Source organism: Flavobacterium sp. GSB-24 (assembly GCF_027924665.1).
GTDB lineage: Bacteria > Bacteroidota > Bacteroidia > Flavobacteriales > Flavobacteriaceae > Flavobacterium.
The window spans coordinates 4,765,147-4,786,277 of record NZ_AP027043.1 but is presented as its reverse complement, the minus strand read 5'-3'; the positions used below and the strand labels follow the sequence as shown (position 1 = coordinate 4,786,277).

Genomic DNA, 21,131 nt, shown 5'->3' with positions numbered 1-21,131 from the left:
GATTAATTTTTGAAATTAAATATTTTTGCAGTATAAACAAAATATAGGATATAAACTGTGAAGTATTTAAGAGCGAAATATACTAACCTACACATAATTGCACTATTTTTCATTCCTTTTTTAGGAATTAGTCAAAGTACGCCGGCCAACGATATTATGGAAACCATAATTACATCTGGAAGTAATGCGACTGGAAGTTCTGGAACCGTTACCTACTCAATTGGACAAGTATTTTACACTTATATAGGAGAAGAATCTGTATATAATGTTGCTCAAGGAATACAGCATCAAGAAAAAGATGCCAATTTAGGCACTCCAGAAGTTGACAAACCTACAACAGAAATATTCGTTTTCCCAAATCCAACAATAGATTTTGTTACCGTAAGCATGACCGGATTAGAGATGGAAAGCGGTCAAAGGTCCTACAAGCTTTATGATATTCAAGGCAGACTTTTAAAACAAAATACAATTAATCAAACTGAAGCGCAAGTCAGCTTTAGTTATCTAAGTCCATCTATTTATATACTTGTGGTGTATAATGACAACAAAATTTTGAAATCTTTTAAAATAATAAAAAACTAAAAAAATAAAAAGAGAATGAAACTGGCATATACCCTTTTATTATTATTTGTGACTGTTACGCTTAAGGTATTTGCACAATCACCTGAGAAAATGAGCTACCAGGCAATTGTTCGAGCCCAAGATAATAGTTTGGTTGTTAATTCGAGAGTCAGCCTTCGAATTATTGTGCATCAAGGCACTGCAACAGGAACTAATGTTTATCTGGAAACACATTCTGTTACTACAAATGCAAATGGTCTGGTTTCTCTTGAAATTGGTACAGGAACAATTGGTACAGGAGATTTTAGTAAAATCGCTTGGGATAAAGGACCTTATTTTATAGAAACTCAAGTAGACGTTAAGGGAGGATCTAATTACAATATTACGGGAGTTACCCAGCTTTTGAGCGTACCTTATGCTTTGTACGCAAAAACAGCAGGAGGAACATCAAGTACTCCATTTAGATCAGCAATCGTTTCATTTACTTCATCCAGAAACATTGCGGCTGGAGATGTAAACAATACAATAGAATGTACGGCTTCATCTACATTAACGCTGACTTCTGACTTTGGAAGCATGGCAATTGGTGAAACTATTAATCTAGAAGCACATAATGGTGCGGTGTTAACAATACAAGCGGCTTCTGGTGTAACAATTAATTATAATGCAGCTGGAAGCGGAAAGTTTACTAGTACTGCTGGAAATGTAAGGTTTGGATTTCTTAGAAAAACAGGCACAAATTCCTATATTATATCGGGACAATGAAACATCTAATTTACTTTTTACTCCTTTCAACTGCAGTTTTTTCACAAAACTATCATTATGCAATTGATGAGGCGCCGGTTAAAACTCCAGAAACTCCAGTTGTTAATAATCAGCAGGAAGAAAATGACTATTTTAATGCTTATTTATTACCAGTTACCCAAAAAGCAACTCTTCAGCAGGCTTTAGACAAATATGGTTCAGTAAGATTAGAAAAGGGAGATTATTCTGGCGTGGACATTGTCATGAAAAGTAATCAAAAATTATACGGACATCCGTCTTTAAATTTGTTTTCTAATATTACAATAGCCGCAGGAAGTACTGGTGTTGTTATAGAATACCTGCTTCCAGCCGATAAGACAATCACGCTTCAGGCAGGAGGAGTAATTTCTAATTGCACTTTAAAATCAATTAAATGGGCAACTTTAAAAGCTACAAATGCAACGTTTGAAAATAACTCATTTATAAATTTTGGAGGTCCTATATTAGTAGACTGTAGTCAGTCGGGTTATTTTAGAAACAATAAATTTATAAAGCATCAATCTGGCGGAGTAGCTACAGTTCTTACTATGAAAGGAAATTCAACAACTCCTAGTTATGGTAATGTACATTTGCATACTAACTTTTTGACGCCTCACGCCAATACAACAGAAATGGATAATTTAAAGTCTGCTACATTTGTTGGTATCGATGCTGAGGGATGGAACCTTGAAGGAAAGGGAACTTTTGCAATGTTTAAGGCCAGCAATATGGGGAATGTTAAAATTACCGACTTAGGTGGTGGTAATAATTATTCTGCAGTTCGTACAGGAGCTTTTGATATTGATGCTGCCAACGTTTCGATATTGAATAAAAAACTTACCACAGAATTTGATGTAATCTCAGCAAGAACCAATATGACTATGATAGGTGCTGTAGGAGGATACAAAAGAGGAAGCGGAACTGTAACAGGATATGATCTCTGGGGAAATGTCGATACGAGTAATTCTATAAAATATAATGGTGTTGAACAAACAGCAGCAATTGGCAATTCGACGGTAATTTCAAATTTAAGCAGTTCTATTTTAGGAACAAAATACACAGCGTGGGCTCGACCAAACTGGGAAACTTTACCAGATCCGCTGGGTGCAAATTGGAGAAACGACAGAAATGGTAAACCCGATAGTACAACCTATATTCAGAACTTAATTAATAATGCAGGAATCGCAGAACTTCCAGAAGGTGTTTTTTATATTAGTTCAACTTTAAAAATTCCTCTTGACAAACTTCACGGTATTACAGGAAAAGGTACTGGTAAAACAGTTATTGTTGGTTTAAAAGACGATTTTCCTTTAATATCACTTACAGGCGGTCAGGATGCTAATTTTGTATTAGCACATTTAACGCTTCAAGGTGGAAGTACAGGCGTTTATTCGTCACAAAACTACGGAACACAGCACATGGCTTATGTGTGGCTGAAATATGTAGTGTTTAGAGATCAGACCAATGGAATTCATCTGGATAAAATGATGGGATTTGATAATAATTTCCTAGACAATATTTCTTTTGTAAACTGCGGAAAAGGTTTCTTTCAAGATCCTCTTGCAGGTGGTGTTTCTGACAATTCTAGCTTTGTTGACAAAACAATGTTTTACAGAAGCCAGTTTATTAATTGTACCACAGCCATTTCTATGCTAGCAACAAGGGCAGATAATTTAAATGCCTGGGTAAATTGTAAATTTAGCGGCGGACAAAATGCACTTGCTTTAGCCTCGAACAATTATCCGCTGGTTGCCAATAGTGATTTTACGGGCTACACAGGAAATTACACTATCAGCAGTGGAGAGATTTCTTTGTACAGTGTTAATTTTTCTGGTAATTCAAATACAAAATCAACCATTAAAGCTATTACAACCTTTATAGAAGGCTGTAATTTCTCTGATGCTGCTCCAATATTTTCATCTGTTTTATACAACCCGGTGTATGCAAGTATATTAAACTCGACAATTACAAGTAATGTAACTGCTCTTGCGGTTGATGGAGATTGGAATAGTAAATACTCCGCTATATTTATGAATAACGATTTTAAGTCAAACTCAGCGCTTAGTAAATTGTTAGTCAATGTAAAAGAAGGAGTGTCAACTGTAATTATCAATACAACTTCTAATCCTTATCCGCAGTTTCTGGTAACTCAATAAGCATAATATTTTATAACTCCATCCGTTAACTATTAAAAAAGCTTTTAAAGCCGACATTAATAGTTAACGGATTTTTTTGTTTGAACTCTTCATCAGAATCTTCTGATTTCTCTTTTTCAATGTAACTATGCAGCAATTACGTTCCTGAAGTGCGTAGAATTACGTGATTATTATCTTATAAAATAAGGATTTTTGAATATTAGGAAGCACTTTTTGGAGCCTTAAAATGTAACATGTTGTATTTTATCGGATTTTAAAATACGTTGAACAGATTTATTATTAAATAGTCGAAACATTATATATTTTTGATCAAAATTTAAAATGAATGATAAAGAAAAACCGTCATTTAGCTTTAAACCTTATTAATAATTGAATAGTTGTCGTAAAAATGTGTTTTTTTTACAAATAAGACAAAAATAACGAATGACTTACTGTCAAGATTTAGTAATAGTTCTAACAGTAACTTCAAATAAGATTATTTATATTTTTTATTTTTTACTTTTTATGAAATACAGTGTATACGAAAATATTAGAAAGATAAGAGAATTAAAAAATTTCACTAGGGAATATGTAGCTGCTGAATTAAAAATGAGTACCAGCGGTTATGGCAAAATTGAAAGAGGCGATGTTGATTTAACGGTCTCTAAATTAATCGAAATTTCAAAAGTTTTAGAGGTCTCAATAGAGTTCATATTTAAATTTGATGTATCCATTTTTTTTAGTGAAACGAGATAGAATACCCATCGCAATTAATTATTAATCAAACTTTAACCAATTAGAATTAGTAATAAAAAATACGATTATGGAAAATTACTATTTAAAAATTAGAGAGTATCGGTTGCAAAATAATCACACCCCCGAGTATGTTGCAATTCAAATGGAAATTAGTGTCAAAAAGTACGAAAAAATCGAACAAGGAATGGTCGATCTTAAACTATCAAAGCTAGACCAATTAGTAAAGATTTTAGGAATCAAAAAAAGCCAGATTTTTCAATTAGATAATTAATTTTCAAAACGCAATCTTCATTTTGAAATTTTAAAAAAGAGTTTACTTAAGATCATCAGGGATATCTTAAAAAACTCTTTTTTCGTTTTATGATTTATGCTTTACTTTTAAAACGTACCCTAAAGATTCTAGAATTAAAACATAATGCGTTTTTGTAATGTCTTTTACCACTGCATTTTGATCGCAGAAAGGGCCAGAATTCAAATGAATTTTATCTCCAATTTGGTATTGCATAACAGATATTTCTGAAGCTGTGTCTCCAGTATTAAGCCATTCTTTAATAGTCTCAATTTCTTGATCCTTTACAATAGCATGTCTTCCAAGCCAGAATAAAAATCGCACTACTCCAGGAGAATGAAATACTAAGTTTCTATCTTTTTCTGCTAATTGTACAAATATGTAATGATTAAACAATGGCACTTCTACCTTTATTTTCCTATCTGATCTTTGTTGAATTTTTTTAATCACAGGACAATAACAATTGATATTAAACTTAGTTAATTGTTCTGCGGCTCTTTTTTCCCATTTAGGTTTTGTGTATACTACATACCATTTCATAATCCTTAATTTATTGTATTTGTAAATTAGTTGTTTAAAATAGCTTAAGCCGTTATATTGGTAATTCTCTTTTAATGGATAATAGTCTATACATTGATTGGTGTAAGCCAAATGTTTTCCATTAAATTATATGCTGCAGTATCTGGAAACCATCATTAAGATATGATATGGTTTTGTATACAAACTAAGATGTAAATTTAATTCGAGGACACTAAAATCACTGATGGTTTTTATGCTAAAATTTCCTTATTAAGGACATTTAGCAACAAAAACGAAATTTCTCATCAGCCGTATTATCATAATTTTATCTTAAATTATTGTTCTAGACAAATTGATATTATTTGATTTTGTTTTCGAGCTTTTTAATGCAGAAATAAAATTTTTTTGATATTAATATAGGAGCAAAATTTTAAAAGTTTTTTTACCATTTATTTTTTCTTTTTTGAGTAGTTAGAGTGTAACTATTCACGGGGAACCCTTATTCAAAATTTTAAAAAAACCGTTGAAACCCCAATAAAACGGTCTATTTTTTTACCCGACAATTCTACATTAACAAACATATTTTTTAATTTAAAACATTAAGCAGATGAGAACTGGAATAACATTTAGTGCTTTTGATTTGTTACATGCAGGGCACGTTAAAATGCTTGAAGAAGCAAAACAACATTGTGATTATTTAATTGTTGGTCTACAAACAGATCCAACATTAGATCGCCCGACAAAAAATAAACCAACACAAACTGTAGTAGAGCGTTACATACAGTTAAAAGCGTGTAAGTTTGTTGATGAAATTGTTCCGTACGCTACAGAACAAGACTTAGAAGACATTCTAAAATCTTTTACTCTCGATGTGCGCATTGTAGGTGACGAATACAAAGACAGAGATTTTACCGGCAGGACCTATTGTGAAGAAAAAGGAATCGAATTGTATTTTAATACCAGAGACCACCGTTTTTCGAGCACTAACCTTCGTAATGAAGTGTATCAAAAAGAAATTTTAATGCACTCTAATGGCAATTAGTTCTGTAACACATGTTGTTTTAACTGGCGGAATTGGCAGCAGGTTGTGGCCTCTTTCCAGAAAAACACTGCCTAAACAATATCTGGAACTTTTTGACGGTGAGTCGCTTTTCGAAAAAACGGTGGCCCGCAATCAAAATGTTTCAAACAAAATGATAGTAGTAGGAAATATTGAAAATTACAAAATGAGTAATCTCATTATGTCTAAATTCAATAGACCTTTTACTCATATTATAGAGGCAGTTCCCCGAAACACAGCTGCGGCAATTGCGTTTGCAGCTTTTGCATCAAAGCCAGAAGATGTTTTATTGATTACACCATCGGATCATATTATAGATGGCGAAGATTCATATCCAGCTGCTTTACAACAAGCAATTGCATTAGCCAATCAGGATTATCTAGTAACCTTTGGAATAAAACCAGCAAAACCAGAAACGGGCTACGGCTATATCGAATTTGAAGGTGAAAATGTAATTGCATTTCATGAAAAACCAAATTTAGAAACAGCAAAAATGTATCTGAAAAATGGAAATTATTTCTGGAATAGCGGTCTTTTTTGTTTTAAAGCTGGAAAGTTTTTAAGCGAACTTGAAAAGCAGGAACCAGAAGTTTATTGGGCATCAAAAGCAGTTTGGGAATCTAATAAAGATGGTTTTTTGGATTATGAATTATCACTTGCTATTCCTTCCATAAGCATTGATTATGCCGTTATGGAGCGAAGTAAAGATATAAAAGTAGTTCCGGCTCAGTTCGAATGGTCAGATTTGGGTTCTTTTGAATCGGTTTATGATTATTTGGTTGAGAAAGATCATCCAATAGATGTCAACAGAAATATTGTAATAGGAACTTCAATGCATACCACTTTTATTGGGGTTAAAAATTGCATTTTGATTTACACTGCCGATGCTTTAATGGTTTTGCAAAAAGAAAATTCGCAGGAAGTAAAACAAGTTTACCAGCAATTAGAATCAATTGCTTCTCCATTATTATAAAATAAAACTCTTAAAAGAATCAATAAAAAAGAGCCTGATATGATTGATAAAAATGCTGCAATATATATTGCTGGACATAAGGGAATGGTAGGAAGTGCCATTTGGAGAACCTTGACTGCAAAAGGTTATCATAATCTTATTGGAGCTTCAAGTACAGAAGTGGATTTAAGAGAACAAGACTCAGTTCGTGATTTTCTAGGAGAAATTAAACCAGACGTTATTATAGATGCTGCTGCAAAAGTGGGCGGAATTTTGGCTAATAATGATTATCCGTATCAGTTTTTAATGGAAAACATGCAAATTCAAAACAACTTGATTAGCGAAGCGCATAATTTGGGCGTAAGCAAATTTATCTTTTTAGGAAGTTCATGTATTTATCCAAAATTAGCAATACAGCCATTAAAAGAAGAGTATCTGCTAACAGCATCTTTAGAAAGTACCAACGAATGGTATGCTTTGGCTAAAATTAGTGGCGTAAAATTATGCCAAGCAATACGCAAGCAGTTTAAAAAAGATTTTGTCAGTTTGATGCCGACAAACTTATACGGCATTCACGACAATTTTGATTTGAACAGCTCTCACGTTCTGCCAGCTATGATTCGCAAATTTCATGAAGCTAAAGAAAATAATAATGCGTCTGTAATACTTTGGGGAACTGGTAAACCCATGCGCGAATTTCTGTTTGTAGATGATATGGCAGAAGCCGTAGTTTTTGCTGTAGAAAATCAGCTTCCAGGATATTTGTACAACGTAGGAACAGGAGAAGATTTAACTATTAAAGATCTGGCTGTTACGATACAAAAGATTGTGGGTCATACCGGAGATATTATTTGGGATGAAAGCAAACCTGACGGCACTCCGCGAAAATTAATGGATGTTTCTAAAATGCATAATATTGGCTGGAAACACCAAGTGAACTTAGAAGAAGGAATCCAAAAAACCTACAATTGGTTTCTAGAAAACATTGAAAACTTAAAAGAAAAGATTTACTAATCAGTCCATTCTTTTAATCTGGAAATCTCTCCCCAAAAACTTTACAAATAAGACTTTATCAAACATTGCAACATTGCAGCATAATGCCTTTGTGCCTTATAATTACATTATGAATCTATTAAAAAAAACAGCCTTCATTACAGGAGTGACAGGACAAGACGGAGCCTATTTAAGTGAATTTTTATTAGAAAAAGGCTATATAGTACACGGATTAAAAAGACGTTCGTCTTCATTTAATACCGATCGAATTGACCATTTATACCAAGATCCTCATATAGAAAACAGAAATTTTATTCTGCATTATGGAGATATGACCGACAGTACAAATTTGACGCGTTTGATTCAGGAAATTCAACCTGATGAAATCTATAATTTGGCTGCTATGAGTCATGTGGCAGTTTCTTTTGAAACTCCTGAATATACAGGAAATGTTGATGCCTTGGGAACTCTGCGACTTTTGGATGCCGTTCGTTTGCTGGGATTAGAAAACAAAACTCGAATCTATCAAGCTTCAACTTCGGAGTTGTATGGAAAAGTACAAGAAGTACCACAGTCAGAAACAACACCTTTTTATCCAAGATCACCTTATGCAGTAGCCAAAATGTACGCTTACTGGATCACGGTAAATTACAGAGAAGCTTACGGAATGTACGCCTGCAATGGTATTTTGTTCAATCATGAATCTCCTATTCGTGGAGAAACTTTTGTAACACGTAAAATTACCAGAGCAACTTCAAGAATTGCGTTGGGATTGCAGGATAAACTTTATTTAGGAAATCTAGATGCCCAAAGAGATTGGGGACATGCCAAAGATTATGTGCGAATGATGTGGATGATTTTGCAGACAGAAGAAGCTGAAGACTGGGTAATTGCTACAGGAAAAACTACCCGTGTTCGTGAATTTGTCCGAATGAGTTTTGCTGAAGTAGGTATTGAATTAGAGTTTAGAGGCAGAGGAATAGATGAAAAAGGATATATAGCTTCTTGCAGTAATCCAGATTATCAGCTTCCAATTGGGAAAGAAGTATTGGCAGTAGATCCAGAATATTTTAGACCAACAGAAGTAGATTTACTAATAGGTGATCCTACAAAAGCTAAAAAGAAACTAGGCTGGGAATGCCAATATGAGTTATCTGAATTAGTACAGGAAATGATGCAGTCTGATATAAAATTAATGAGAAAAGAGCAGCTTTTAAAAGAATGCGGTTTTTCGATAATGAATTACTTCGAATAACTAACTGGTTTCCAAAAACGAAATTATTCGCCTCCCAAAAAAGATATTTAAATGAAAATCAAAAATATTTGCTGCTTAGGTGCTGGTTATGTAGGTGGTCCTACAATGTCTGTTATTGCATTGAAATGTCCAGAAATTAAAGTAACTGTTGTCGATTTAAATAAAAGCCGTATTGCGGCATGGAATGATGAAAATTTAGACAATCTTCCTGTGTATGAACCTGGACTTGCAGATGTTGTTCGTGAAGCGAGAGGACGTAATTTGTTTTTTTCTACAGAAGTAGACAGTGCCATCGAAGCTGCCGATATGATTTTTATAGCTGTAAACACACCAACAAAAAATTATGGAGAAGGCAAAGGAATGGCAGCTGACTTAAAATTTGTTGAGTTATGCGCCAGACAAATAGCCAGAATAGCGAAGAACGATAAAATTATAGTCGAAAAATCGACACTTCCGGTTAGAACAGCAGAGACTTTGCAGACTATTCTAGATCATACTGGAAACGGATTTAAATTTGAAGTTCTTTCTAATCCTGAATTTTTGGCAGAAGGAACAGCAATCAATGATTTATTAAATGCCGACCGTGTTTTAATTGGAGGAAACCAAACAGAAAGCGGTCAAAAAGCTATTCAATCTTTAGTCGATATTTATGCACATTGGTTGTCTCCAGAACAGATTTTAACTACGAATGTTTGGTCTTCAGAATTATCAAAATTAACGGCCAATGCATTTTTAGCACAGAGAATTTCTTCTATTAATGCCTTGTCCGCTTTATGCGAAGTTACAGAAGCAGATGTTGATGAGGTTGCATCTGCAATTGGAACTGACAGTAGAATTGGTTCTAAATTTCTTAAAGCTTCCGTAGGTTTTGGAGGATCTTGTTTTCAAAAAGATATTTTAAACTTAGTCTATTTGTGCCGCTATTTTAATTTGCCAGAAGTAGCCAATTATTGGGAGCAGATAATTATCCTAAATGATTACCAAAAATATCGTTTTGCAAAAAAAATTATCACCTCTCTTTTTAATACGGTCAGCGGTAAAAAAATAACATTTTTGGGATGGGCATTTAAAAAAGATACCAATGACACCCGTGAGTCGGCGGCGATCTATGTAGCGGAACATCTTATTGAAGATGGAGCAGAAATTCATGTGTATGATCCTAAAGTTTCTGAAGCAAAAGTCAAAGACGATATGCGCTATTTATGGGAATTAAAAGGACTCACAGAACAAAAAATCGATTTAAAACTCAAACAGATTTTTGTTTACCAATCACCAATTGAAGCGCTCCATCAGGCGCACGCAGTTGCTGTTTTAACTGAGTGGGATGAATTTAAAACCTACGATTGGAATTTGATTTACATCAATATGTACAAACCTGCTTTTGTATTTGACGGGCGTAACATTTTAGATACAGAAAAATTAGCCGCAATTGGTTTTCAGATTAAAGGAATTGGGAAAGGTTAAACTTAACAATTGTAAAAAAGAATCTATTTTTTAATCTTTTTATTTCTATTTCTTGAAAAATATTTTGATAAAGCTCAAACAACACCCTAAGTATGATACTGTTATCAATTGGGGCAAATTAATTTCAATTACAGGAAGTGCGCAAATTCTGATACAGGCTTTAGGATTTGCTTCTGGAATTTTAATAATTCGATTGTTGTCTGTTCAGGAATATGCTTTTTATACTTTGGCCAATACCATGCTCGGGACAATGACTGTTCTTGCTGATGGAGGAATAATTACCGGAGTAATGGCACAGGGCGGAAAAGTGTGGGAGAATAAAGAAAAAATGGGTGCCGTTTTGGCAACAGGTTTAGATTTAAGGAAAAAATTTGCAGTAGCAAGCTTATTAGTTTCCGTACCAATCTTATTTTATTTATTACTGCACAATGGAGCCAGCTGGATTGCAGCAATTTTCATTGTAATAGCTTTGATTCCTGCTTTTTATGCAGCTTTGTCCGACTCGTTATTAGAAATTATTCCGAAATTGAATCAGACAATTTTGCCTTTGCAGAAAAATCAAGTCGGCGTGGGAATTGTGAGGTTAATACTTTCGGCATTAACCATGTTTATTTTTCCATTTTCTTTTGTAGCCATTTTGGCGGCAGGAATACCTAGAATCTGGGGAAATATTGGTTTACGAAAAATAGTGTACAGCATGGCAGCTAAAGATCAACAGCCAGATGTCCAAGTAAAAAAGGAAATATTAAGCTTAGTCAAACGCATTTTACCAACCTCAATTTATTATTGTCTTTCGGGTCAGATTACAATTTGGCTGATTTCAGTTTTTGGTAACACAACTTCATTGGCACAATTGGGAGCCTTAGGCAGATTGAGCGTAATGCTAACAATTTTTAATGTAATTATTGCAACATTAATAGTGCCGCGATTTGCCAAATTGGCGACTAAAAAATACCTTTTATTGACACGCTTTTTTCAAATAATGGGATTTTTGGCGGTTTTACTAAGTTTAATTGTGCTGGCAGTTTATTTATTTCCCGCTCCAATTTTATGGCTTCTAGGAGATGCTTATGAAGGATTATCGTTTGAATTATTATTAAGCATCATCAGCAGCTGTATTGGATTATTCAGCGGAATCGTTTTTAATTTATATAGTTCACGAGGCTGGGCGATGTCGCCAATAGCGGTAATTTTAATCAATTTAATTGCCATTATTGGTTTTGCAAGTCTGCTGGATTTGAGCAATTTGAGAGGAGTTTTATATTTTAATATAGCTTTAGGATTAGTATCCGTTGTCCAAACTGTTCTGTTTTGTTTGTATCATATTCTTCTACTAAAAAATCAAGAATATGAAGATGTCTCATAAGTCATCATTGTAAATAATAAAAGCCTGTAAATGAATTTAGACAGGAGTACTGCACGTTTTATAAAAAAAAGAACATAATAAGATATGATTTCAGCTGTTTGCACCTTATTTGAGGGACATTACCATTATGGAGTTGCTACCCTTTCTAATTCGTTATACATAAAAGGGTTTCGTGGAACTGTTTATGTAGGTTATCGAGGATCATTGCCAGATTGGGTTTCAAAAGACAAAAAAGAACACATTGGTAAATGGAAGGACGCAATTACCGTAAGTCCTGTTGACGGCATTCAACTCGTTTTTTTGCAGCTCGTTACGAGCTACAGTCTTACGAATTACAAACCAGATTTTATGCTGGAATTATGGGAAGGTCCTGCAAAAGATGCAGATGCGCTATTCTATTTTGATCCAGATATTGTTGTTGTTGATTCGTGGACATGCTTTGAACAATGGGTTCAATGCGGTGTGGCCGTTTGCGAAGACATTAATTCGCCTTTACAGGAATTTCATCCGCGCAGACAAGGATGGAGAGACTATTTTAAAAATTATAATATTGATTTACAGTTTAAAAACCAGATTTATGTAAATGGCGGTTTTGTTGGACTCAGTAAAAAAAATATTTCTTTTTTAAAGTTGTGGATTAAACTTCAAGAGCGAATGGGCGACGCAATAGGCGGACTAGATAAATCGATATTTCTAAATCAGGTGCATAATTCAACCATATTAAGAAGGGAAGGATTTCAGTTTTTTGATAAATCAGATCAAGATGCTTTAAACGCAACTATCGAAGCCTATCATGGTAAGATCAGTTACATTGGAAAAGACGGAATGGGTTTTATTCCCGGAGAAGCAACCATGATTCATGCATTAGGAAGTTCAAAACCTTGGAGAATAAATCACTTTGCAAGATTTTTTAAAGGGAGAATACCAAGAAAAGAAGATGTAGTATACTGGGAATATTCTAAAAGTCCAATTTTAGCGCACTCGAGAAGAGAAATTAGAAAAAAACAAATAGCTATTAAAATCAGCAAGTTCTTAGGGAGGTTTTATAGAGTTTAATCTAAAAAAGGATAATAAATTATGATTCCAAAAACAATTCATATATGCTGGTTTAGCGGAGAAGAATATACTCCATTTATAAAAGAATGTATTGAAACTTGGAAAATTCATTTGCCAGAATTTAATATCCGTTTGTGGGACAAGGATAGTTTTGATTTTGATTCGATACCTTTTGTAAAAGAGGCATTGCTGGCCAAAAAATGGGCTTTCGCGGCAGATTACATTCGTCTATATGCCTTATATACTGAGGGCGGACTATATCTAGATTCAGATGTTCGAATACTTAAACCCTTTAAAGAAGAATGGTTTGATTATGGGTTTTTTAGTGCCCATGAAATACATCCTGGATTGTTTGAAGAAGATGGGGGAATGCAGCGTTTAAATTCTTCCTTCCTGCCTAAAACTGCTGGAAAACCAATAATGGGTTTTGCTATTCAAGGTGCCATTTTTGCTTCAGTACCCAAACATCCTTACATTAAAGATTGTTTAGACCAATACAAGAATCTGCAATTATTTGCTGATGACGGAACCATCGATTTAAAAAAAGTAATAATAGGTTCTGTAATAACCCCAGTCGCCGAAAAATACGGATATACCTATCAAGACAAAGAACAAATCTTAAAAGAGAATATGCTCATTCTCCCATCCAATATATTAGTAGGAAACTCAATTTATTTAGATAAAGAATCGTACGCTATCCATCTAATTAATGGAAGCTGGAGAGGAAAAAAAGGAATTGAAAAATTTATGCATTTAGTGCGAAATCATTATCCTCGAATATTCCCAGTTGTCAACTTTATTGATAAAGGTTTTAAGAAAACTTCCCGTACCTCCAAACATATAAAAAAAGTATCCTACAACACCATCAAGACATTGATCAAGATCGTTTCCTGACTTGTAAGTAAGGAAATTATTAAACCTGATGATTCTATAATTCATAATTAAAATCAAAAAATGGATATTCTCTTCATTTGCGGTTCTGCCGAAATTGGCAATGACGGCGTAGGCGATTATACTCGCCGTTTATGCGGCATGCTGATACGATCTGGCCATCAAGCTCAGATTTTAGCCTTATGCGATCAGCAGATTACTTTTTTTACGACTGAAAATCAAATTGCAGAACAAACTCCAGTTACAGTTCATAGAATTCCTGTAATCGCAGATCATAATGAGCGCTTAGTTTTACTGCAAAGTGTTATAAAAGATTTAGAACCCGATTGGATTTCTTTACAATATGTACCGTACAGTTTTAATCCGAAAGGATTACCATTTTGGCTGCCTTCTTATTTAAAAAAAATAAGAGGAAATCATAAGTGGCATATTATGTTTCATGAGTTGTGGTTAGGAATAGATTCAGAATCTTCAATCAGGCACAAAGTTATTGGCAAATTGCAACAGGTAATAGCCAAGAAAATAGTTCATAATACTAAAACGCATTCGATTAATACCCAAAATAAATTATACCAATTCTTTCTTCAATCACAAAATATTACAGCAGAAGTACTGCCAATTTGCGGCAACATACCGCTGACAGCTGTGAAAAAAGAAACGCAGGAATTCACACAGTTTGTTTTGTTTGGTACGATTCATAACGGAGCTCCTTTTAAAGATTTTGTTGATGATTTGATGAAAACTTCAAATACATTTAGTAAGCCTCTAAAATTTGTTTTTATTGGGAACAATGGTCCTCAGCTAACGAACTGCACCGAGATATTAGAAAATTATAATATAGAGTATGAAGTTCTAGGAATACAAGCTGAAAATGTAATATCGCAAGTACTCTTAGACAGTGATTTTGGAATTTCAACAACACCTTATTTTCAGACAGAAAAAAGCGGCGTTTATGCAGCTTACAAAGAACATCAAATAAATACGATTTGTGTTTCTAGAAACTGGACACCAACTCAAGGACAATATACTATACCGCAAATCATTAAGTACGAAAAAAATAATTTGAATATAGTTCCAATGAATCTTGAGGTTTCTGATTTAAACGGCATGGCATCACAATTTATTAATTCAATTTCTATATCATGAAAGTGCTGGTCTCACATCCGACCTTAAATGCAAATTCAAAAAATTTGATCAATGGGTTATTAAAAGAGCAGCAGCTTTTTAAATTATTTACCTCAATTGCAATATTTCCGGGTCAATTATTATATAAGTTAGGCAATAACCCGAAGTTAAAAGATTTAAAAAGAAGAAGTTTAGATACAGCCTGGCAGCCTTATACACGTTCAAAATCTTTTTTTGAGTTTGGACGTCTGCTGACTTCAAAATTCAAATTAGACTTTTTAATCACACACGAAAAGGGTTTTTTCTGTATTGACAGAATATATCAAAAACACGATAATTGGGTAGCCAATACTTTAGCGAAAGCCAAAAAACAAGGATTATCTGGCGTTTATGCTTATGAAGATGGAGCACTGTCAACTTTTATAGAAGCAAAACAATTAGGACTTTATTGTATTTACGACCTGCCTATTGGCTATTGGAAAAGTTCTCGATCATTAATGCAAAAAGAATTTATTATTAATCCAGACTGGTCAAGTACACTTACTGGTTTTAATGATTCTTCAAAAAAGTTAAATAAAAAAGATCAAGAACTGGCTTTAGCAGATATCATTTTTGTAGCAAGCAGTTTTACCAAGAAAACGCTGGAAGAATATTCTGGAGACTTAGCAGAAATCAAAGTGATTCCATATGGATTTCCAGAAGTTACAGCAGAAAAGAAATATCAGCCGCTTGTTAATAGAAAGCTTAAAGTGTTATTTATAGGAGGCTTATCACAGCGAAAAGGACTTTCTTATTTGTTTGAAGCTGTTGAAGGACTGCAGGACAAAGTAGAGTTGACAATTGTAGGACAAAAAGCCGTGCCCAATTGTGCTTCACTAAACCGTGCATTAGAAAAACACAAATGGATTCCATCCTTATCTCATGATCAAGTGCTGGCCTGTATGAGAGAACACGATGTATTTGTATTTCCTTCTCTTTTTGAAGGTTTTGGATTGGTAATTACAGAAGCAATGTCGCAGGGAATCCCAGTAATTACAACCGATCGTACAGCAGGACCAGATTTAATAAAAGATGGCGAAGACGGCTGGATTGTACCAGCAGGTTCGTCAAAAGCATTGAAAGAAGTAATTACAAAAATACTTGAGAAACCTGAATTGGTAGAAAAATTTGGGCTTGCAGCACAAAATAAAGCGAAGACCAGACCTTGGTCTGTATATGGAAAAGAAATGGCAGATGCACTTTCTTCTTTGAGTTTTATAAAAAATTGGGATAAATGGATATAACAAACGAAATAGCGGCACCAAATTACAAATCCATAAAAATAGCGATATGGCTTTATTTTTTACTATGGATTTTTGAAGGTGCTTTGCGCAAATGGATTTTACCAAGTTTGGCGACGCCTTTATTAGTAGTGCGTGATCCAATTGCGGTTTACATTATTCTGCGGGCTTTTTATCTGCATGTAAAATTTGTAAACGGTTATGTGGTTTTAAGCAGCATTTTTACGCTTTTAGGATTGGCGGTAACATTGACTTTTGGACATGAAAATCTTTTCGTAGGACTTTATGGAGCAAGAATTATGCTGCTTCATTTTCCTTTGATTTTTATAATTGGAGAAGTTTTTAAGAAAGAAGACATATTGAAATTCGGACGTGTGATGCTGGCAATAAATATTCTGGTAACCTTAATCGTTTATTTTCAATTTATAAGTCCGCAGACTGCATTTATTAATGTTGGAGTTGGAGGAGAAGGAAGTGCAGGTTTTTCTGGTTCGATGGGATATTTTCGTCCATCAGGGACATTTTCTTTTACAACGGGATTATCGGCTTATTACATTTTAGTTTCTGTTTTTGTCTTTTATTTTTGGATGTCTAAAGAAGCTTGTTCTAAGATTCTGCTTATTTCCAGCACCATCGCCTTGCTGATTGCTTTGCCTCTTACAGTAAGCAGAACTTCGGTTGGAGGCGTAATCTTAGTAGGTTTATTTACTTTTTTAGGTTCCTCTACAAGTGTTAAATCGATAATTAGACTGGCATTTACTGTTGTAGTAATCTTTGTTTTATTTACAGTTTTACAAAAAACGACAACAATTTTTAGTTTAGGAACAGAAGTTTTTATGAGCAGGGTCGAAACTGCAAATACTCAGGGCGGCGGTATGAAAGATTCATTTTTTACCAGAGCGATATCAGGATTTACCGAGCCCATAGTTTCATTATTAAAAGCACCTTTATTTGTGGGCAATCTCGGAATGGGAACCAATGCTGGTGCACAAATGTTAGTCGGGAAAAGAGATTTCTTAGTTTCTGAAGGAGAATTGAATCGAGTCGGAGGAGAACAAGGACTGATTCTGGGCGGCGGCCTTATTGTTTTAAGATTGGTTTTAGCAATCAGTCTGTTTTTAAAATCAATTAAATTACCAAGTGCATACAAATTACTACCGGTAACATTTTGCGGAACTGCTTTATTTATGATTACTCAAGGCCAATGGGCACAGCCAAGTATGCTGGGCTGCGCAGTAGTTGCTACAGGTTTATTAGTAGCAAGTATAAATATCAAACCGAAAACCGAATAAATGAAAATTGTTCTTTTTGCACATCCTTATTTTTTAGATCACCAAAGCATGCCCCGTTATGCTAATATGCTGTTCAACGGAATGACAGAAAGAGACCATGAAGTAGAAATTTGGAGTCCGAAAGCTCGATTTTACAAACTTCCAAGTTCTAAGTCTTTAAAAAAGTGGTTAGGGTATGTAGACCAATACATTATTTTTCCGCTAGAAGTAAGGTTTAAACTGCTGGGAGCTTCAAAAGATACTCTTTTTGTATTTACAGATCAGGCTTTAGGACCTTGGGTTCCTTTGGTAAAAAATAAAAAACATGTAGTGCACTGTCATGATTTTTTAGCCTTGAAATCGGCTTTAGGGAATATTCCTGAAAATCCAACATCATTTTCAGGTAAGAAATATCAAAATTACATTCGAAATGGCTTTTCAAAAGGGAAAAATTTTATTTCAATTTCAAAAAAAACACAAGAAGATCTGCACGAGCTGCATCAAGGCAAAATTGTGAACTCTGCAGTATGTTACAATGGATTAAATCGTCCGTTTCATCCATTATCTCCAATTGAATCCCGCAATTTATTGAAAGCTAAATTAAATATAGAATTGACAGATGGATATATTATGCATATTGGTGGAAATCAATATTATAAAAACAGAAAAGGCGTAATAGAAATATATGATTTCTGGCGCGGAATAAGTAAAAAAAAGATTCCGCTGCTTTTAATAGGCTCAGAACCTTCAGAGGAATTGTCTGATTTACATCAAAAATCACCTTATAAAGAAGATATTCATTTTGTTAGTAATTTATCTGATGAATATATTAACAATGCATATTCTGGGGCTGTTTGTCTTTTGTTTCCTTCTCTTGACGAAGGTTTTGGATGGCCGATAATCGAAGCAATGGCTTCGGGTTGTCCAGTCATAACCACTAACAGATCTCCTATGAACGAAGTGGGCGGACCAGCAGCTTTTTATATTGACAAAAGACCTAATGATGAATTGCATTTAAAAAAATGGAAAGAAGATTCGGCAAAAATTTTAGAAAGATTGATTACTCTGGATACACTTCAAATGAAGGAATTGATAGAGAAATCATTAAAACAATCTCAAAAATTTACCACCGAACATTCTTTAAATGCTATTGAAGTTGTTTATAAAGAAATTAATCAAATTGTATGAAAGTAATTCACTATATAGCCAGTATCGATAAAAGTGGCGGCGGCACTACAGAATATATGCGTTTGCTAAGCAAAGCATTAAAAAACGATACTTCGTTTAGCATCGCTACAGGAATGTCCAGAGATCCTATTTCTATCGAGGGAGTTTCAATTAAATTTTTCAATAACAGTTTATTGCGCTGGTTTTCTTTGGCAAATGATTACCGCATTTTTCTTGAAAACGAAAAACCAGATATTGTACACATCAACGGAATTTGGAGCCCTCAAAATTGGATCTTTCAAAAAACAGCTCAAAAATTGGGAATCAAAGTAATCGTTTCTCCTCACGGAATGCTGGAGCCTTGGATTCTGGCTCATAATCCGCTGAAAAAAAGAATAGCACTTTTTTTATATCAAAAACACGCCATAAATAAATCGGTTTGCCTTCACGCAACCGCTGATATGGAAGCTGAAAATATTAAAGCATTAGGGTTTAAAAATCCAATTCATATTATTCCAAACGGTATTTATTTAAGAGATGTCAAAAAAATCAAGGAAAAATATGGAACCAAAAAGATGATATTCATGTCAAGAATTCATCCTAAAAAAGGTGTAGAATTACTGATAGATGCTTGGAGAACAAGTAATACAGAAGACTGGACGCTAGAAATTGCAGGTACTGGTGAAGAAGAATACGTAACAAATTTAATTAAGAGCGTAGAGGATTTAAAAAATGTCCGTTTTGTAGGGGCAAAATACGGAGAAGACAAATGGGATTTTTTACGATCTGCAGATGTAATGGTTCTTCCAACTCACAGCGAAAATTTCGGAATTGTTGTCGCCGAAGCACTGGCAGTAGCCGTTCCGGTAATAACAACGCATGGTACGCCGTGGGAAGATTTGGAAATACACAAATGCGGGTGGTGGATTGATTTATCGGTTACAAATTTAGAAAAGACTTTGCTTAAAGTTTTTAATTCTTCAAACATGCTCTTAGAAATGATGGGAAAACATGGCAGAGAATTAATAATAGATAAATACGACATAAAAACAGTAGGAAAGAAAATGGTTGAATTATATAAAACTATGTAAGGCAATGAAAATAACAATAGTTCAAGGCGCTTTTTTCCCCGTTCCGCCATTATTGGGCGGTGCTGTAGAAAAAATGTGGTACGGTTTGGCAAAAGAATTTGTTAATCAAGGTCATGAGGTGAATTACATATCAAAATCGTACGAAGGATTTTTAAATGTTGAAAGCGAAGGCGGAATCAATCACGTTAGGGTTAAAGGTTACAAAGTTCCCTCTTCTGGAATTGTTCTTAAAATTTTAGATCTCTTTTACACTTTAAAAGCCGTCCGAAAAATAGCCAATAATACAGACGTTATTATTTCTAATACTTTTTGGCTTCCCATTCTTTTACCATCCAATCAAAAGAAAAAATGTATGATTGATGTATCTAGAATGCCTAAAGGGCAGATGAGATTTTACACCAAAAATTCCAGATTACGCGCAAATTCAACCCCAGTTGCAAAAGCGATAAAAGACGAAATCAAAAAAGAGTATTTTGATAAAGTGGTAATGATACCTAATACACTGCCTTTTAGAAATACAAAAGCTGTTGATTTTTCAAAAAAGGAAAAAATAATACTATACACAGGACGAATTCACCCTGAAAAAGGTTTAGATATTTTAATTAAATCTTTTGCCTCTTTAGACACTAACGACTGGAGGCTGCTTATTGTAGGACCTTATTCTACAGAAACCGGAGGAGGCGGAGAAGCTTATTTAGAAGAACTAAAACAGCTGGCAAAAGACAGCAATGTGAGATTTCTGGAACCTATTTTTGATATGGACAAATTAAACGAAATGTACTCCAAAGCTTCCGTATTTGTCTATCCTTCAGTAGCAGAAAAAGGCGAAACATTTGGAGTCTCCCCATTAGAAGCCATGAGCTGGGGCTGTGCAACAATAGTTTCCAATTTAGATTGTTTCAAAGATTTTTTAATTCATAATAAAAACGGTTTGTGTTTCGATCATCGTGTGGAGAAAAGAGTTGAAATTTTGAATCAATACCTTAAAGATTTAATCAATAACCCAGCACAGCTCAATGATTTAGCAAGAGCAGGCTTAAAGGTAAACGAGACTCATTCTAACGAAAAATTAGCAGGTGAGTTCTTAAATGAATTTGAGTCTATGAAAATCAAATAA

The 21,131-nt window shown here is 34.2% G+C and carries 20 protein-coding genes; 19 read left to right on the top strand and 1 reads right to left on the bottom strand.

The window, feature by feature from the left end:
* Nucleotides 1–57 precede the first annotated feature (57 nt).
* From QMG60_RS20155 to QMG60_RS20135, 5 genes are all read left to right on the top strand, one after another.
* Nucleotides 58–582: a T9SS type A sorting domain-containing protein gene (locus tag QMG60_RS20155; RefSeq protein WP_281866189.1), complete on the top strand. Its 525-nt coding sequence runs from the start codon at nt 58–60 to the stop codon at nt 580–582.
* Nucleotides 583–597: 15 nt separating this feature from the next.
* Nucleotides 598–1,326: a hypothetical protein gene (locus QMG60_RS20150; RefSeq protein WP_281866188.1), complete on the top strand. Its 729-nt coding sequence runs from the start codon at nt 598–600 to the stop codon at nt 1,324–1,326.
* Nucleotides 1,323–3,500, top strand: coding sequence for a hypothetical protein (locus tag QMG60_RS20145; protein WP_281866187.1), 2,178 nt, complete (start codon nt 1,323–1,325; stop codon nt 3,498–3,500). Before QMG60_RS20150 ends, QMG60_RS20145 begins: the two co-directional genes overlap by 4 nt.
* A 504-nt stretch (nt 3,501–4,004) precedes the next feature.
* Nucleotides 4,005–4,235 carry a helix-turn-helix transcriptional regulator gene (locus QMG60_RS20140; protein WP_144219045.1) on the top strand — a complete coding sequence of 77 codons (231 nt, stop codon included), beginning with the start codon at nt 4,005–4,007 and terminating at the stop codon, nt 4,233–4,235.
* 67 nt (nt 4,236–4,302) lie between these two features.
* Nucleotides 4,303–4,506, top strand: coding sequence for a helix-turn-helix transcriptional regulator (locus QMG60_RS20135; protein ID WP_057116544.1), 204 nt, complete (start codon nt 4,303–4,305; stop codon nt 4,504–4,506).
* Nucleotides 4,507–4,593: 87 nt separating this feature from the next.
* Here QMG60_RS20135 and QMG60_RS20130 read toward each other — a convergent pair whose 3' ends face one another.
* Nucleotides 4,594–5,064, bottom strand: a complete 471-nt coding sequence (locus tag QMG60_RS20130; protein ID WP_057116543.1) for a UpxY family transcription antiterminator — start codon at nt 5,062–5,064, stop codon at nt 4,594–4,596.
* Between the two features lie 586 nt (nt 5,065–5,650).
* Between QMG60_RS20130 and QMG60_RS20125 the strand changes: the two genes are divergently transcribed.
* From QMG60_RS20125 to QMG60_RS20060, 14 genes are all read left to right on the top strand, one after another.
* Complete coding sequence (locus QMG60_RS20125) at nt 5,651–6,085, top strand: adenylyltransferase/cytidyltransferase family protein (RefSeq protein ID WP_057116542.1); 435 nt, start codon at nt 5,651–5,653, stop codon at nt 6,083–6,085.
* A complete protein-coding gene (locus QMG60_RS20120) occupies nt 6,075–7,076 on the top strand; it encodes a mannose-1-phosphate guanylyltransferase (protein WP_281866186.1) in 1,002 nt (333 codons plus the stop codon). Before QMG60_RS20125 ends, QMG60_RS20120 begins: the two co-directional genes overlap by 11 nt.
* Before the next feature lie 42 nt (nt 7,077–7,118).
* Nucleotides 7,119–8,069 carry a GDP-L-fucose synthase gene (locus tag QMG60_RS20115; protein WP_281867944.1) on the top strand — a complete coding sequence of 317 codons (951 nt, stop codon included), beginning with the start codon at nt 7,119–7,121 and terminating at the stop codon, nt 8,067–8,069.
* A 109-nt stretch (nt 8,070–8,178) separates the two neighbouring features.
* Complete coding sequence (gmd, locus tag QMG60_RS20110) at nt 8,179–9,303, top strand: GDP-mannose 4,6-dehydratase (protein WP_281866185.1); 1,125 nt, start codon at nt 8,179–8,181, stop codon at nt 9,301–9,303.
* A gap of 51 nt (nt 9,304–9,354) precedes the next feature.
* Nucleotides 9,355–10,767 (top strand): UDP-glucose 6-dehydrogenase, encoded by a 1,413-nt coding sequence (locus QMG60_RS20105; RefSeq protein WP_281866184.1) that lies wholly within the window; start codon nt 9,355–9,357, stop codon nt 10,765–10,767.
* A 64-nt stretch (nt 10,768–10,831) separates the two neighbouring features.
* Nucleotides 10,832–12,133 (top strand): polysaccharide biosynthesis protein, encoded by a 1,302-nt coding sequence (locus QMG60_RS20100; protein WP_281866183.1) that lies wholly within the window; start codon nt 10,832–10,834, stop codon nt 12,131–12,133.
* A gap of 84 nt (nt 12,134–12,217) precedes the next feature.
* Nucleotides 12,218–13,189, top strand: a complete 972-nt coding sequence (locus QMG60_RS20095) for a hypothetical protein (protein WP_134140093.1) — start codon at nt 12,218–12,220, stop codon at nt 13,187–13,189.
* 21 nt (nt 13,190–13,210) lie between these two features.
* Complete coding sequence (locus QMG60_RS20090; RefSeq protein ID WP_057116532.1) at nt 13,211–14,083, top strand: capsular polysaccharide synthesis protein; 873 nt, start codon at nt 13,211–13,213, stop codon at nt 14,081–14,083.
* A 60-nt stretch (nt 14,084–14,143) separates the two neighbouring features.
* Complete coding sequence (locus QMG60_RS20085; protein ID WP_281866182.1) at nt 14,144–15,226, top strand: hypothetical protein; 1,083 nt, start codon at nt 14,144–14,146, stop codon at nt 15,224–15,226.
* Nucleotides 15,223–16,488 (top strand): glycosyltransferase family 4 protein, encoded by a 1,266-nt coding sequence (locus tag QMG60_RS20080; protein WP_281866181.1) that lies wholly within the window; start codon nt 15,223–15,225, stop codon nt 16,486–16,488. The genes QMG60_RS20085 and QMG60_RS20080 overlap by 4 nt, the downstream gene beginning before the upstream one ends.
* Entirely contained in the window at nt 16,479–17,777 is a 1,299-nt protein-coding gene (locus QMG60_RS20075; protein ID WP_134140098.1) for a hypothetical protein, read from the top strand. Before QMG60_RS20080 ends, QMG60_RS20075 begins: the two co-directional genes overlap by 10 nt.
* On the top strand, nt 17,778–18,944 hold the full coding sequence (locus tag QMG60_RS20070; protein ID WP_281866180.1) for a glycosyltransferase family 1 protein: 1,167 nt from the start codon (nt 17,778–17,780) through the stop codon (nt 18,942–18,944). It begins immediately after the preceding gene.
* The gene (locus tag QMG60_RS20065; RefSeq protein ID WP_281866179.1) at nt 18,941–20,014 is read left to right on the top strand and encodes a glycosyltransferase; all 1,074 of its coding nucleotides are present in this window, start codon (nt 18,941–18,943) and stop codon (nt 20,012–20,014) included. The genes QMG60_RS20070 and QMG60_RS20065 overlap by 4 nt, the downstream gene beginning before the upstream one ends.
* Before the next feature lie 4 nt (nt 20,015–20,018).
* On the top strand, nt 20,019–21,131 hold the full coding sequence (locus QMG60_RS20060; RefSeq protein WP_281866178.1) for a glycosyltransferase family 4 protein: 1,113 nt from the start codon (nt 20,019–20,021) through the stop codon (nt 21,129–21,131).

Coding starts and splice junctions, on each gene's coding strand:
- QMG60_RS20150 (WP_281866188.1), top strand. CDS start 598: ATGAAACTGGCATATACCCTTTTATTATTATTTGTGACTGTTACGCTT.
- QMG60_RS20145 (WP_281866187.1), top strand. CDS start 1,323: ATGAAACATCTAATTTACTTTTTACTCCTTTCAACTGCAGTTTTTTCA.
- QMG60_RS20140 (WP_144219045.1), top strand. CDS start 4,005: ATGAAATACAGTGTATACGAAAATATTAGAAAGATAAGAGAATTAAAA.
- QMG60_RS20135 (WP_057116544.1), top strand. CDS start 4,303: ATGGAAAATTACTATTTAAAAATTAGAGAGTATCGGTTGCAAAATAAT.
- QMG60_RS20130 (WP_057116543.1), bottom strand. CDS start 5,064: ATGAAATGGTATGTAGTATACACAAAACCTAAATGGGAAAAAAGAGCC.
- QMG60_RS20125 (WP_057116542.1), top strand. CDS start 5,651: ATGAGAACTGGAATAACATTTAGTGCTTTTGATTTGTTACATGCAGGG.
- QMG60_RS20120 (WP_281866186.1), top strand. CDS start 6,075: ATGGCAATTAGTTCTGTAACACATGTTGTTTTAACTGGCGGAATTGGC.
- gmd (WP_281866185.1), top strand. CDS start 8,179: ATGAATCTATTAAAAAAAACAGCCTTCATTACAGGAGTGACAGGACAA.
- QMG60_RS20105 (WP_281866184.1), top strand. CDS start 9,355: ATGAAAATCAAAAATATTTGCTGCTTAGGTGCTGGTTATGTAGGTGGT.
- QMG60_RS20095 (WP_134140093.1), top strand. CDS start 12,218: ATGATTTCAGCTGTTTGCACCTTATTTGAGGGACATTACCATTATGGA.
- QMG60_RS20090 (WP_057116532.1), top strand. CDS start 13,211: ATGATTCCAAAAACAATTCATATATGCTGGTTTAGCGGAGAAGAATAT.
- QMG60_RS20085 (WP_281866182.1), top strand. CDS start 14,144: ATGGATATTCTCTTCATTTGCGGTTCTGCCGAAATTGGCAATGACGGC.
- QMG60_RS20080 (WP_281866181.1), top strand. CDS start 15,223: ATGAAAGTGCTGGTCTCACATCCGACCTTAAATGCAAATTCAAAAAAT.
- QMG60_RS20075 (WP_134140098.1), top strand. CDS start 16,479: ATGGATATAACAAACGAAATAGCGGCACCAAATTACAAATCCATAAAA.
- QMG60_RS20070 (WP_281866180.1), top strand. CDS start 17,778: ATGAAAATTGTTCTTTTTGCACATCCTTATTTTTTAGATCACCAAAGC.
- QMG60_RS20065 (WP_281866179.1), top strand. CDS start 18,941: ATGAAAGTAATTCACTATATAGCCAGTATCGATAAAAGTGGCGGCGGC.
- QMG60_RS20060 (WP_281866178.1), top strand. CDS start 20,019: ATGAAAATAACAATAGTTCAAGGCGCTTTTTTCCCCGTTCCGCCATTA.